11 protein-coding genes and 1 tRNA gene are annotated in these 14,469 nt (G+C 63.8%); 1 reads left to right on the forward strand and 11 read right to left on the reverse strand.

Translation table 11 applies throughout. The features are described from left to right. Positions 1-79 precede the first annotated feature (79 nt). A complete protein-coding gene (locus tag SVA_RS16205) occupies positions 80-3,286 on the reverse strand; it encodes a hypothetical protein (protein WP_197703261.1) in 3,207 nt (1,068 codons plus the stop codon). A 241-nt stretch (positions 3,287-3,527) separates the two neighbouring features. Then, entirely contained in the window at positions 3,528-4,634 is a 1,107-nt protein-coding gene (locus SVA_RS16210; protein ID WP_096462212.1) for an integrase domain-containing protein, read from the reverse strand. Between the two features lie 1,814 nt (positions 4,635-6,448). On the opposite strand from SVA_RS16210, the gene SVA_RS16215 reads away from it, so the two are divergent. Continuing rightward, on the forward strand, positions 6,449-7,582 hold the full coding sequence (locus SVA_RS16215; protein WP_096462213.1) for a tyrosine-type recombinase/integrase: 1,134 nt from the start codon (positions 6,449-6,451) through the stop codon (positions 7,580-7,582). Between the two features lie 35 nt (positions 7,583-7,617). Here SVA_RS16215 and SVA_RS16220 read toward each other — a convergent pair. The 9 genes from SVA_RS16220 to tolR all read right to left on the reverse strand — a co-directional run bounded on the left by SVA_RS16220 (position 7,618) and on the right by tolR (position 14,459). Next, positions 7,618-7,693 (reverse strand) — tRNA-Lys (locus SVA_RS16220). Positions 7,694-7,783: 90 nt separating this feature from the next. Continuing rightward, positions 7,784-8,986 (reverse strand): YeeE/YedE family protein, encoded by a 1,203-nt coding sequence (locus SVA_RS16225; protein ID WP_096462214.1) that lies wholly within the window; start codon positions 8,984-8,986, stop codon positions 7,784-7,786. Between the two features lie 125 nt (positions 8,987-9,111). Next, positions 9,112-9,816 (reverse strand): 7-cyano-7-deazaguanine synthase QueC, encoded by a 705-nt coding sequence (gene queC / locus SVA_RS16230; RefSeq protein WP_096462215.1) that lies wholly within the window; start codon positions 9,814-9,816, stop codon positions 9,112-9,114. Beyond that, positions 9,797-10,495 (reverse strand): 7-carboxy-7-deazaguanine synthase QueE, encoded by a 699-nt coding sequence (gene queE / locus SVA_RS16235; RefSeq protein ID WP_096462216.1) that lies wholly within the window; start codon positions 10,493-10,495, stop codon positions 9,797-9,799. The genes queC and queE overlap by 20 nt, the downstream gene beginning before the upstream one ends. Positions 10,496-10,551: 56 nt before the next feature. Beyond that, positions 10,552-11,217: a tol-pal system protein YbgF gene (gene ybgF, locus SVA_RS16240; RefSeq protein WP_169924150.1), complete on the reverse strand. Its 666-nt coding sequence runs from the start codon at positions 11,215-11,217 to the stop codon at positions 10,552-10,554. Between the two features lie 140 nt (positions 11,218-11,357). Next, positions 11,358-11,879, reverse strand: a complete 522-nt coding sequence (gene pal / locus SVA_RS16245) for a peptidoglycan-associated lipoprotein Pal (protein ID WP_096462997.1) — start codon at positions 11,877-11,879, stop codon at positions 11,358-11,360. 11 nt (positions 11,880-11,890) lie between these two features. Then, entirely contained in the window at positions 11,891-13,213 is a 1,323-nt protein-coding gene (gene tolB / locus SVA_RS16250) for a Tol-Pal system beta propeller repeat protein TolB (RefSeq protein WP_096462218.1), read from the reverse strand. Beyond that, positions 13,210-14,070, reverse strand: a complete 861-nt coding sequence (gene tolA, locus SVA_RS16255; protein ID WP_096462219.1) for a cell envelope integrity protein TolA — start codon at positions 14,068-14,070, stop codon at positions 13,210-13,212. Before tolA ends, tolB begins: the two co-directional genes overlap by 4 nt. Then, a complete protein-coding gene (tolR, locus tag SVA_RS16260; RefSeq protein ID WP_096462998.1) occupies positions 14,067-14,459 on the reverse strand; it encodes a protein TolR in 393 nt (130 codons plus the stop codon). The genes tolA and tolR overlap by 4 nt, the downstream gene beginning before the upstream one ends. Positions 14,460-14,469: the final 10 nt, after the last annotated feature.

Here is a 14,469-nt window from a genome sequence, read left to right on the forward strand (position 1 = left end):
GAGCGCAGGGCGATGGCCGACAAGCAAATCAGTCGCCTTACGGCCCGAAAGCGGACGTGCCATTCGGTATATCTTTGGATCACCGCGTCGGTCCGAGTGCCATCGCCTCGATGTCGTTCTCGCCAACTTCGGATGCTACCTTCACGCTCAACTCCCTTTTCAAAATGGCGAGATCAAAGAGAAAGTCCGGCTCGCCCTTGCCCTTCCAGATAGCTGGAACAAGCCAATACGCGCCGAGCTCGTTATATCTGCCGAGGAAACGGACGAGGTTAACATCGGACTCCGCGTGCATCGTGTTGATGCGGGCTGCAATCATGAACGGCTGCCCGCCAATCAACTCGACCTTGGGTGGCAGCCGCGAGGTAATCAGCACCCGATAGTGGGCGGGTTTCTCGGCAGAGATACCGCGGACTATTGCGACGTAGATATCTTCCTGCCTGTCCTCTTTCCCGAAACGCTCTCGCCAACGCTCAAAGATCTTCCGCGCAGCATCGGCGTCGGTAAATAGCAAGGCGATTGCGGGCGAATAGGATGGCCCCCAGTCGGCGAATGCGGTTCCCGTCCAGCCAGCGCGGTTCCAAAGATGGACGTCGATGATCGAGCGGACTCTGAGATCGCGATGATCCTTGGGCAGGGCCAATGTCATTAGCTCACCGGCCGGCGTATGTCTCTCCTCCGCTTCATTCTTGGAAGATTCGAGCTTGCGGCGAACGATGTTGGGGCGCGACGCCTGAGGTGGGAATGTGGTCTCGACAAGGCTAGTCCAGTCGTTCAGCCGCGATATGGTCTTGCCGAGAAAGCGCTGACGACTATTCCCAACTACGATGACCATCGCGATGCGGTCGAGTACCGCGTCGTCCTCGTGGAAGCGCTTCAAGGCGTCCTTCATGTCCTGGACGAAGCAAGTGGCGGCAAAAATTGACGCCGATAGAGCAGCTAGCATCCGGTGGACCTCGCCCTGCTGTCCATAGCTGGAGGGCAGCCGGCCGGCGGGCCAGCGAACGGTCGCCGTCAGTCGCTCTTCGTCTAGCGTAAAGTCAGGCTCTTTCGTGGCTGTATTCTCCTCGATCCTGACGGTGAACATTTCCGCGTGCGGCTGGGCGTCAAGATCGATGGTGGTCGCAAACAGTGCCTCGATTGATCCGATCACCGCCTCTGCTGCGAGAATCGCTGCTATGGAACCTTGATGATGCACCTCGATCCGTATGCCCAGCACGCTCGACACGTAGATCTGCTGTCCCGGCTCATTGAAAATGACCGGACTACGCAGATTGTCCGATGCGGGCTGGCTCGCGAGCAGCGTAAACAGCTCGGCAACTTTCTCGGGCGTCTCTTCAACCGGAATCGACCCATCTTCACGGAGCAAAGGCTCATAACCGAGCGCGTAGAGTAACGATGTACGGGCTAGATGTAGGCCGAGGCGATCGAGGACGTCGGGAAGCCGGTCAGCCTGCTTGAGTTCCAGCAGGCTGAAATTCAGGACTTGACTGCCAAGCACACCGTCGAACTCTTGCAGACGCTTTGCCGCGTGCTCTTTCGACGCCTCGTCGAGGGGCAGCGCCGCGACGCAACCTCGAACCAGTCGAATTGCTTCCAGGGCGTCGGGCAAATGGCGAAGCTCAATGGCGATCCAAGCGAGCAGCATGAGTGTAGGAACGACAGTGGCGGGAAGGTGACTATCCTCCTCGGCTTCGATGAAGATCGATGCGAGCGCAAAGATGCAGCTGGCGCGGGCTGCCCAGAGCAGGCCAGCGCTGCGATACGCAAGTGAAAGCAATCGCATGGCCTCAATAAAAGAGCTAGCGTATTCCTTTTTGGTCAGTTGATGTGCCGCTCTGCCAAGCAAGCGAATCATTTCGAAACAATCATCGAAGTCTAGCTGCTCGGCTCGCTTGAGGAGTACGAGCGCGCCCTGAGCCTCGCTTGTGCGTTCAGAGACAAACTGCGCAACATCGTCTATGAGGCGAGCGTAACCGGGATCATCACCCGTAACGTTGCCAAACACTTCGATCATCCCGATCAGTCGCTCGGCGGCAAACTCCCCAAGACCCCTCGCCCGCCGGAGGACATCGGAGAATTGCGGCCAGAGAGCGTTAAGGGCTGCCCGATCACCTGCGATCAAAGCTTGATTTGCCTGTATCACGAGAAGCGAGGTTCGCGCCTCCAAGGCATTGTTCGGCCTTTCCACGTCGGCCGCCATCACCTCAAGTCGGTGGATTAGCCGTGCAACGCGCTCGCTTAGCTTCGCTTCGTCGGAGGTGAGATGCCCATGGATGACTGCGTTGAAAAGAAGCTGAGCAAGATTGCACAAGAATTCGAGGTTCCTCGCATGATCGGTTTCGAGTGCGAGCGTCTCGAACGCGTCATAGCTGTTATTGAGCTGTGCAATATCGTCGAACCACCAGAAGGCAGTCCAAATCCACTCGTACCTCGCCTCAAGCCGTTGCCGGTAGGTGCCGTCCTCGTCGGCGAGGCGGACGGCGCGCGCGAACCGCCCGTCGGTCTCGGGCCGAGGACGTTCGAGGTTGCGCGAGAGCCTAGCTGCGACCAAAGCTTCGGTCACCCGCTGCATTTCCATGCCTGCGAAGGCCTGCGGGTCGCCGAGTGCCTTCTCGACATCGTCGAGCTGTTGCGCACGTGAGTAGTCAGACGGGCCGAGGCGGCGTGTCTCTGCGACCTCCTGGCCGATACCCAGATAATTGAACGCGAGGTCTTTGCGGTCGCCTTCAATAACCTGTTCGACAATCCAGGTCCGGTCAAGAATGGTAACGGTGACGCCGTATTGCCGAGTCAGTTCGTCCTCGACGCGAGCGCGATCCTTGGCCCGGGCGAACCGGGCGGTAACGCAGAAGATCTTTTGATACTCGCGTCCGGTTCCAACGATGCCGGCGACGTCGCTACGTACCTTCTCAACCCATTTCTTCTTAGCGCTAAAGGCGAAAGCCCACCGCTCGCGACCGGAATTAGCCTCGCCGACATAGGCGAGAGTCGCAATCTCGTCAGCGATCGGAATGGTTTCGGTATCGGCCTTGCTGTCCCCGCCGCCTTCCGGTCCGGTTGCGGGTTTCAGATTCGGGCAGATCGTCCGCTCGCACAGCTTTCGACAAAAGATCTCGAAGGCCTGCGTTTGATTGCGAGCAGTGATGGTCTCGAGATGATACTCGAGCGTTGGGGCGTCAAGCAGGTAGGTCGTACGGTCGACGCTGTCTGAATAGTACTCGGGGCGCAACCGACGCATAAAGGTCGATGGAGAAATTTTACGCCCATCTTTCACCCTATCTGACATTCATTTTGTCCTAACACTTCCCTTAGTCGTTAACAATAGTAGAGCAGTGTTGCAGTCTCGCCTAGAACTCACCTGCCTGCCGGTACGCCTGACCCACCTGATTCGACTGCTATCAATGGTGTTCGCCTCCGACAACCGATGGGCCCGGTTCAAATCTGGTTCCAGACTTTGCTACGGTCTGCAAGCCGCCACATGAGCCGGCGGCGACGTATTGGCCATCGCCGCCGTGCTCGATCTTTGGTTAAGTTGGATCGGGTCGACTGAAGTCCTCTGAGGATTGGGTCGGAAAGGGACCGTGTGCTGTTTCCGCGCCCTGCTCCTCCTCCTTGTCTTCGGCTGACTGAGTGTTCCGACTCCGCTTCAGGGCGCTCACCAACGGACCCAGGTAGGCGCGCGTAATCTCCGGTCGCGAATGTCCTAGATGCTCCGCCACGACCTGGCGTGCCAGGTAGTCACGATCCGGATCGAGGGACGTCACGTCGCCGCCATAGACCGGGGCATCCACACCCGCGATGCTCTTGTAGATTGCGTTGGCCTCCTCGTGGCGAAGGCCGTGCGGCACCAGCCCGGTGGTGCGGGCGATCCCGCAGCTGCGACACACCCGGTAGAAATGGGAGCGCCAAGCCTTCAGTGACCGCGTGTCCGGGATCAGCGAGCCGGTGGAGTCGTTCGCCCAGCGTTTGGCGATGTCGAGGATCTGCCGCTGCGCGGGGTGCTCGATCGGCACGGTCCGATCCCGACCGCCCTTCGCGCCCCAGTTGATGGCAAGATGTGTTCCCTTGTCCGCCATCTCCGGGTGAAGCAGCCAGGCCTCCTTGGCCCTAAGGCCAAACACCCACTGCAACGCGAGCTGCAGGGCGACCAGCCGATCGCGCTTGGCGACTTCGGCGAGCTTCTGTTCGATATCGTCGACAAGACCGCTCCAGCCCTTGGCCTTCCGCGCCACGTACGATCGGACAGCACACGACGGATTGAGCAGGTACTTGGCGGCCGGTTCGACCATGCCATCCTTCCCGACCCAGGTGGCGAAGACTCGAAACACCGAGAATCGCTTCTGGATCTCGCTCGCTGAAAGTTTCTGCTCTTCCCAATGCCGCGCCAGCACCTGCATGTGGCGGTTACCGAAATTGGCTGGATCGCGCAGCTTGTAGCCGAGCTCGTGCAGCTTCAGGAATCCTTGCTTAAGTATTTGCGCCCGGGCCATCGCCGTGTCGCCGCTGCAGCCTTTCGCGAGCCGGCTGTGGCGGTGGTTGTGTTCGCGCAGGAGCTGGCTCAGCCGGTACAGCAGCTCGCTCTTCGCCGAGCGGCGGCTGCGACGTTTGTGACTGCGTGGGTACATCGTGTCCATGGTTGTGAGTCCTCCGAATCCGTGAGAATCGTTGAGTCGCTGGTGCTGGCTTGTGCCCGCCCCGCCAGCGTTGGGGCATACGGCCGTTTCGTTAGTGAAATGGGAGTCGCTGGCGGACCCGTTTCCGGGCGACGCGCCGCACAGGATCAGTCCTGCGGCTGACTCGGGTACTGCCTGGCATGTCTGCTTCGATGACGAAGACACCGGTGGGCATCCTGCCGGCCAACAGCAGGCGAGGTGCTTGCGCGACTTCCCGGGTCACGTGGCGTCGCGTATGGACGCCAGATTCCCCGAGCGGCCTTGCGGCCGTGTACTGGGCGCAGCTTCGTCGGATCGAAATGTTCGCAACCGACGGGGCGATTGCGGTGCCGTGTGCCGTCTTCCTGCGACACGGTGCTTCGGTGGGCGGTTAACTCATGGCCACCATTCGGGCGGGGGACTGTCTAGCGGGACCTTCGCGCGGAGACGGCGCGAATCGCGCGGGCGTTACTGCTGCCCAACGCACTGCCCTGGCGCTTGCGTACTCGGTGCAAACGCCTGCCAACGACTACACGAGGGACTTCACCTTCGGGTAAGCACTTGCGGCGTAGATGCCTGCGTGCTTTCAGCGCTGCGTCTTAGGCCGCTGCAGCTCGCGGGCCTCTTTCGAGGCGGGGAAAAATCTCGACGCGCGCATCTTGCTTCGAGTGCCTGCGCCATGTCAAGCGGGTCGCGCGTGATTTTTTCGCGCGTGCAACTCTTTGTTTGCGACTGGCCATCGTTGCCCAGAGAGCCTGAGGAGTCGATAACTCGTGGTACATGAATCAATATTCCGTGCGCGATTTGCATCTCTCTCTTGCAGCGGCCGGGCCGCGCGCATCTTGAGCACGAGGGTGCCGCGGCCCAAGCTGTCAGAATGTCGGCGCGTGACATGAAGCGGTATCGCGGTCGGTAACCGACCGCGGTCGGCCCTCGCCGGCGGCCACCTGAGCCGTGCACTGTTGCCTTCAATCTCGAACGCGTCGCTAGCGACGTGCAGCGCCTCCTCACCAAGGGATGTCGTCGCTTGCGACGCGTTTGCGACGCGCACGACGGCGATAGATGCGCAATATGGCGATCTATCCCCCCTTGCGTCGCGACGAATCTTCGGCCAAGAATGTCGCCACGGATTCGACGGACTCGAATCCTGCAAACGAGAAGTGAATCGAGGGTTTGACCTCCCGGCCAAACCATCGAGCGGCAGCAGACCAGGCATCGCCAATGCTTGCGGTTTCTGCCGCGGCCCGTGTGATAGCGGTTTGCGCTGGATTCCTGCTATTTGCGTGCATGAAGCTAGGTAGCGTGCTGCTTTGCGCGCTCGCTGATCCGGTCTAATCCCGACCCGCCGCGCGGCACGCGGCGATGGTCAAATAGGTGCGGCATCGGGCTGATAGATCAGCCACCGGTGCCGGCCCTCTCTCGCGATCTTCCCTGTTCGTGATTTCCGCGGCGCGCTGCTGTGCGCCGCGCGGATTCCGCATGCCTGCGCGCCGGGTTTCTGCGCGCGCCCATCGCCACATACAACCGAATTCTTATAAGGAGCTATTCCATGAACACAACCATTAACAGTAGTGCCCGAGAAGCAAGGACAACGAACCGATGAATCCCCGGCTCATTCGTCTCCGCGACGTCCCGAAATACCTCGGGATGGACAAGAACCGCTTCAACGCCGAGGTCCGCCCGTTGCTGACGGAAGTTCCCATCGGCTCACGTGGAATCGCATTCGACCGCCTTGAACTCGACGCCTGGGTCGACGATCATGTTCGTCGCAACGGGCGTTCCGTAAAGGAGACACCATGGAACGACCAAAGCTGCCCGAAGGCCTCGTTTGGCGAAAGAGGCCGGATGGGAAGTACTTCAAGTACATCTATTTCAAAGTGCAGTATCGGAAAAGGCGGATTCGCGGCTCTAGCGGAACGGCTGATCCGAGAGAAGCAGAGCGACGGCTGAGACGGATCAAGGAGCAGATCGACAACCAGGAGCTCTACGGGGTGCGGCCGGATCGGCCCTTCCGCCTCGCGGCGGAGAAGCTGATCCGGGAGTTCCAGGGATCGCCCAAGACGCTGCTCATGTACGCACGAGCGGCCGATGAGCTCAATCCCTGGATCGGCGACGATCCGCTGCGGCTCATCTGCAAGGATCGCCTCCGGCCCTTCATCGAAGCGCGCCGGGCCGCCGGCGTCTCGGTCAGGACGATCAATCTCACCATCGCGTTCGTGCGGCGGGTGCTGCGGCTGGCAGCATATTACTGGCGGGACCAGAAAGGCATGTCATGGATCGAGAACTGCCCGATCATCCAGTTCGAGAAGGGGCCGGCGAAGAAGCCCTATCCGCTGTCGTGGGACGAACAGGAGCGGCTGTTCGACCTGCTGCCCGGCCGCATCCGCAAGGCCGCCATCGTCGCCGTCAACACGGGCCTGCGGGAATCGCCCCTGATCCGGTTGCGGTGGGAGTGGGAGGAGCACTGCAGCGAGATCGGCGAGACGGTGTTCCGGCTGCCGGCGGAGATCATGAAGAACAAGAAGCCGATGGTCCTGCTGCTCAACCGCCCGGCGCGCGCGGCGATCGAATCCATGCGCGGCTATCATCCGGAGCTGGTCTTCGGCGAGATGTACCAGATGACCAATACGTCGTGGCAGTACGCGTGGAGGGAGGCGGGACTCCCGAGCGGCAAGGAGTACGTGAAGGGCGTTCACAACCTGCGGCACACCTTCGGCAAGCGGCTACGCGACGCCGGCGTGGCGGAGCGCGACGTGCAGGACCTGCTGCATCACGTTCCGCGCACGATCACGCGCCACTACTCGGTGCCAGAGCTGCGGAACCTCAAGGCCTGTCTGGAGCGCATCGCGGAGCGGCCGGCGCCCCCTACCGTTCGTCATGCCACAAAAGTGCCACAACGGGCGGTGTCCGAGGACCGGGTGAATTATTGAACGCGCGTAACTCGCGGTGGATGCTCGGGAATAACTGGTGGGCCGTGCAGGACTTGAACCTGCGACCAACTGGTTAAAAGCCAGCTGCTCTACCGACTGAGCTAACGGCCCGGAATGCGGGAGAGGCCGGATTATCCGGGCGCCTTCCGGGGCTGTCAAACAAAAAGGGACTGCCGAGCGGCTCCCGTTACGACGGCTCCGTCAGGCAGGTTTGCCGGGCGTGGGGAGCACGCGGAGATCCGCGAGACCGAGGCGCACCGAGCGCCAGAAGCCCTGCTCGTCGAGCATGTAGTACTGCACCTTCATGGTCAGCGCAGCACCGAAGATGATGGAACCGAGCGTCAGGAATGAGCCAAGCGCCAGGGTGGACACCCCGGTGATCGCCTGCCCGACCGTGCATCCCATCGAGAGGACCCCGCCGACGCCCATGAGCACGCCCCCCACCGCGTGGGAGAGAAAATCCTTGAACGAGGCGAACCACTCGAACCGGAACTTGCGCGTCACGAGCGAGTACAGCGCGGACCCGACGATCACACCGGCGACCGCCATGATGCCGAAGTTGAGCAGCGCGAAGTTCGTGGGCTCCATCAAGTACCGCACGCTGTCGCCCATCGGGCTGATGAAGGTGTAGGACTGAACGAGCACGCGGCTTGGCGGGTTGTCGACCATCTCGAATTCCACGAACTCTTTCCATGCGGTCCCCCACGATCCGCCCGTGATCCACCATCCGGCGACCACGGCTAGGCCGATGACGGCGCCGCCGAGTATTCCGTCGAAGCTCGAACGGAAGTCCGCAGACTTGAAGATGAAGGCGAGCAGGCCGATGCCGACTGCGAGGCCGAGCCCATAATGGAGCCACGGTGCGTCGCTTATACCGGACACGCCACCGACAATGGCCGCGAGCTCCTGGCTCCGGATGCCGTAGCTCTGGAGCTCGACGATCGTGGGCTGCATCCAGCTCATGAACGCGGTGTTGAAAAGATCGGTCCAGAGCATGAGGTACGCCGCCGGGGCCGCGAAGAACACCAGCAGCACCACCGACTTGAGGTTGCCGCCGCCGATGCGCACGAAGCACTTGTTGCCGCAGCCGCTGCCCAGCGTCATGCCGATTCCGAACAGCAGTCCGCCGAGCAAGTAGCGGATCCAGGCGAAGCTCGCGGTCCTGTACGGCGGGAACGTGCTGTTGCCGATCTGAAGAATCCCGCCCGCCTCCAGCGCCAGAACGCCCAGCAGGGCGACCGCGATGGCGAACAGCCAGGAACGCATCCGGGTGCTGTCGCCGATGTTCACGAGGTCGGAGACCGCCCCCATCGTGCAGAAATTGGTCCGGCTCGCCACTGCGCCCATGACGACTGCGATCGCGAAAATCGACAGCAGGACCTGAGTATGGATGTTGAATGCCATGGCGTTGTGCTACCCCGATTCGAAAGCGGACATCCGGCAGAAGACCGTGCGGGCGCCTATTTTAGGCCTCTCGGCTCGGCGAAACCAAGCCGCTGACGCGGAAAATGACGGGAATAATTCGCGATTTAGCGCGTCACGCCACGATACCGCGTGGGGTCCGCCAAGCCGGCCGCAGCGAACCCCTGGCCCCGGAGCCGGCAGGCCTCGCAGACCCCGCATGCCCGGCCGGCTTCGTCCGGGTCATAGCAGGAAAGCGTCAGGCCGAAGTCGACCCCAAGCTCCGAACCGACACGGATGATTTCGGCCTTGGAAAGATCGATCAGCGGGGCCCTGACGGCCGTTCCCCGCCCCTCCACGCCCGCGCGGGTCGCGACCTCCGCCACCCGATTGAAGGCCTCGATGAACGCCGGACGGCAGTCGGGGTAACCCGAGTAGTCGACCGCGTTCACCCCGATATAGATCGCGCGGGCGTCGAGCACCTCGGCCCAGGACAGCGCGAGCGCGAGGAACACCGTGTTTCGCGCCGGAACATAGGTGACGGGAATCCCTTCGCCCGGGCGAGTGGGGACCGTGATCGCCGGATCGGTCAGCGCCGAGCCGCCGATCCACGAAAGGTCGAAGCGCGCGACCCGGTGCTCCGTCGCTCCGAGCGACTGCGCGACGCGCCGCGCGGCCTCGAGCTCGGCCCGATGCCGCTGTCCATAATCGATCGTCAGGGCGTGACAGCTCGCCGCCTCGCGCCGCGCCAGGGCGAGCGTCGTCGCCGAGTCGAGGCCGCCGGAAAGCAGGACGACGGCGCGTTCCACCCCGTCAGCGACCGGGGGCGCCATGCCAAAGAAGCTTGTGAAGCTGGATCTGCAGGCGCACCGGCAAGCGCTCTGCGAGGATCCAGTCCGCCAGCGTCGTCGGATCGAGCTCGCCGTGCACCGGAGAAAAAAGGATCTCGCAACGATCGGCGAGACCGTACTCGGCGAGCCGCGCGCGGCTCCATTCGTAGTCGGCCCGATCGCGAATGACGAATTTCACCTGGTCCGCGGGCCGGAGAAGCGCCACGTTGGCGTAGCGGTTGCGCGCCTCCTCGCCCGAGGACGGCGTCTTCAGATCCATGACGATGCTCACGCGGGCATCGATGTCCGCAATATCGAGGGCACCGCTGGTTTCGAGCGAGACGGCATAGCCCCGATCCGCGAGTCGCGCGAGGAGCGTCCGGCAGGCGGGCTGCGCGAGCGGCTCGCCGCCCGTGACGCAGACATATCGCGGCGCGTACTGCGCCACCCGCTCGAGAACGTCGTCGAGAGACACGCGGGTGCCGCCATGAAAGGCGTAGGCGGTATCGCAGTAGCTGCAGCGCAGCGGGCAGCCGGTGAGCCGGACGAACACGGTGGGGCACCCGACGCTCCGGGCCTCGCCTTGCAGGGAATAGAAAACCTCCGTCACCCGCAGCACATCGTCAGGGGACGGCGGCCGGCGCGAGGAGGGTGGGCGATCGAGCTGCGACGTGAGGACCATTAGACGCCCCTTCCGAGGGGCATTCATTATACCCGGCCGCCGTACCGGTGGAGGCGCTATCTGGCGTCCCGAGGCAGCTTGGACAGGCGCTGCTCGGCCGACTTGGCGACCGAGGTATTGGGGTAGCGGGCGATGACCTGATTCAGCACCTCACGGGCCTTGTCGTAGGCACCGAGCTCATGGTGGGTGTAGCCAAGCTTGAGCAGGGCGTCGGGCACCTTGGGGCTGTCGGGGTAGACCGTCATCACGCGGTTGAAGCCGTCCAGTGCCGCGCGAAAATCGCGGCGCACGTAAGCCGCTTCCGCCACCCAGTACTGCGCGTTGTCGGCCAGCGCGCTCCGGGGATGCTGGGCGATGAAATCGCCGAAGGCCTTCCCGGCCTGGTCATACAGGCCCTGCTTGAGCAGGCCGAATGCCGCGTCGTAAGCCTGCTGCTCCTGCGATGTGGGCGCCGTGGTGCGCGCCGACGCCGCTTTCGCGTTCCCGATCGTGCCGCCGACGGGCGGAGTGGTCACGCTGCCGCCGGGCTCCGTCGAGGACGGCGACTGGGCGCGGCGCTCGAGCTCTCGCAGGCGCCGGTCGAAATCGACCAGCGCGTCCTGCTGCCGGCTCTTCAGCCGTTCGAGCTCGTGCGTCTGCACCTCGACTTGGCCGCGGAGCTGCCTGATTTCCGTCTGCAGCGCTTCGAGCTGCGTGTAGAGCTCGACGAGGCTCTGCTGCATCGCCGACGTCGAGGACGACGGTCCCTGGGCGGGAGCGACCGGCGGGCGAACCGTCCGCCGGTCGGGAAGCGTTTGCGCCGCGGCGGGTCCGGATAACCCCGCCGCGAGACCAAGCGCGATGAGAACGTACGGGCGCATACTCAGCGGTAAATGATCTCGACGCGACGGTTAAGCCGCCAGGCCGACTCGCTATGCGCGCTGTCGAGCGGTTTCTCCTCGCCGTACGAGTTCATGGTGACGCGATTCCCCGGAACGCCGAGCACGCGCATCAAGCGCTCGACCGCCTGCGCCCGGCGCTCGCCCAACGCAAGGTTGTACTCGCGGGTCCCGCGCTCGTCGGTGTGGCCCTCGAGCTGCACGCGAAGGTTCGGATTGCCGTTCAGATGGCGCGCGTGCGCTTCCACGATGCGACGGTTCTCCTCGTCCAGCGCGGCGCTGTCGAACTCGAAATGCACGCGGCGCTTGGCCAGCAGATCGGCGTCGTCCGCCGTGCCGGGAAGAGCGCCCGGGGACGGGGCGGCCTGGTCGCCCAGTCCTTCGGTGCCGGCGCCGGCACCCGGGGCGGTCTTGTCCTCCACCGGGGGCTCCTCGGTACGGGTCCCCGTTGCGCAGCCCGCGAGCGCCAGCACGCCCACCAGGCAGAACGCCAAGCGAAAGTTCATCTGCATATCGTTTACTCCTTATATTGAAGTTCTCGGTTGTAGGGTGACCAGGCCGGCTCACGTACGTCTCCTTCCTCGAGCCGGAAAAGCTGCCGCACTCTTCCATCGGACGACACCGACGCGAGCACTCCCCGCCCGCGCAGCTCCGTGGCATACAGAATCATTCTCCCGTTCGGCGCGAAGCTCGGCGACTCGTCGAGCGGCGTGTCGGTGAGCACCTGCAGGGCACCGTTGTCGAGGCGAAGCGTCGCGATGTGGTATCGACCCTTCACGGTCGTGACGAGCGTCAGCATCCGGCCATCCGGGGCGAAACCCGCGCGCGCATTATAGTCTCCCTCGAACGTCAGGCGCTGCACCTGCCGTCCGTCGGCCGTCATACGGTAGAGCTGCGGGCGACCGGCGCGATCCGAGGTGAAGACGATGTAACGCCCGTCCGGCGACCAGGCCGGTTCGGTGTCGATCGCCGGGTCGCTGGTCAGGCGTCGGAGCTCACGCGTTGCGAGCTCCAGCACATAGATCTCCGAATTGCCGTCCTTGGAGAGCGACAGCGCCAGGCGCCGGCCGTCGGGCGACCAAGCGGGCGCGCTGTTTTTCCCCTTGAACTCGGCGACCATCTGCCGGCGGCCGTCCGCAATGTTCTGCACGTACACCTTCGATCGCTTGTCCTCGAAGGAAACGTACGCCAGCTGCCGCCCGTCCGGAGACCAGGCCGGCGACAGCAGCGGCTCGTTCGAACGCACGATGGTGCGCGGGTTGTAGCCGTCGGAATCCGCGACCTGCAGTTTGTAGAGAGACGACTTCGGCCCGGCGGTCTCCATGGTGACGTAGCCGATGCGCGTGTTGAACGCGCCCGGCTCCCCCGTGAGCTTCTCGTAGACGATGTCCGCGATCTGGTGAGCGACGGCGCGCAGCGTGTCGCCGCCGACCGTGTAGCGCAGGCCGGCGAGCTGCGCCTGCTTGAACACGTCGTACAGCCGGAACTGGATCTGATACCGCCCCGGCGCGATTTGGGCCACGGTGCCGATCACGAGCGCTTCGGCCTTGATCACGCGCCAGTCCTTGAAGACGACGTCGCGGTCGTCCGACGGATACGACACGAAATCCTTGCGCGGCAAGGTCTGAAAGCGGCCGCTGCGCGCGAGGTCCGCCTCGATGATGTCGGCGACCGCCTGCGGCGGCTGCCCGGGGCCGCTCCAGCCGAACGGCACGACGGCGATCGGCACGCCGGTCTCCACGCCCTGGGTGATATCGATGGTGAGGACCGCGCGCGCGGGAGCGACGAGCACCGCCCAAACGAGCGCAGCAACCGAGATCGAACGGGTGATGCTTTTCATCCCTTGTCCTTCGCCGGATCGAAGTTGAACTTGATGTCTCTGAAGTACGGAAAGAGCTCGGGGTCGGTCGCGATCGGGAGCGGGGACGCCTTGCGCACGGCGACCTCCACCGAGCGGTCGAACAGGGCGTTGCCGGAAGGGCCGATGACCGTCGCCTCCACCACCTCGCCTCCGGGCAGCAGGCGCACGCGTACCGTGCACTTCAGGCCCTCCGGCACCCCGACCGGCAATACCCAGTTCCGGCTCACCTTCTGCTTGATCGCGCCTTCGTATTGCGACATGGCCGTCGCCGCGCGACGCTGCAACTCCTGTTCGCGCCGGGCCTGCTCGCGTGCCTGCTCCTCCATGGCGAGCTGCTCCCGCAACGACTCCTCGGCCGCCTTGCGTCGCGTCTCCTCTTCCTTTTTGCGCTGCTCGGCCTCCCGCTGCTTCTGCTCCGCCTCGGCCTTCATGCGCGCCTCTTCCTGGCGCTTGCGCTCCGCCTCGGCCTTCCTGCGCGCCTCCTCGGCCCGGCGCTGCTCTTCCTGCTGCTTCTGCTGGGCGACCCGCTTCTGCTCTTCGACCCGACGCTGCTCCTCGAGGCGCTTCTGCTCCTCGGCGCGGCGGCGCGCGTCCTCCTCCTTCTGCCGCTGCTCGGCCTCGCCCTTCCTGCGGGACTCCTCCTGGCGCTTGCGTTCGGCCTCGAGCTTGCGCGGGTCCTCGACCACGGTCGCCTGAATGGGCTGGGCGACCGGCGCGGTGGGCGCGGCCGTGTACTGGAACCCGACGACGACGATCCCCACCACCGCGAGATGCACCAGCACGGCGAGAACGAGAGCGCGCATGCCGCCCGGCTGGCGGCGGTCTTTCCGCATCATTTACCGGGCGCCGAGGGCTCGGTCACGAGCCCCACGCTGGGCGCGCCGGCCGATTGCAGGAGCGCCATTGCCCTGATGACATCCCCGTAAGCGGCGCTCTTGTCGCCCCGTACCAGCACGGGCGTCTGGGGGTTGGCCCGAAGAAACGCGGCCACTCTGCGGCGGAGCTCATCCGAGGCGACAGGCCGCCTTTGCTCTTCGTAGTAGTAGCGCCCTTTGGAGTCGATGGTGATCACGAGCGGCTCTTTGTCCTTCTGATCGATCGGCTTGGTCGTCGCCTGCGGCAGATCGACCTTCACGCCCTCCGTGAGCAGCGGCGTGGTGATCATGAAGATGACGAGCAGCACGAGCATGACGTCGATGTACGGCACGACGTTGATCTCGCTCATCAGCCGGCGG

Origin of the sequence: Sulfurifustis variabilis, assembly GCF_002355415.1 — a bacterium.
Classification (GTDB): domain Bacteria; phylum Pseudomonadota; class Gammaproteobacteria; order Acidiferrobacterales; family Sulfurifustaceae; genus Sulfurifustis; species Sulfurifustis variabilis.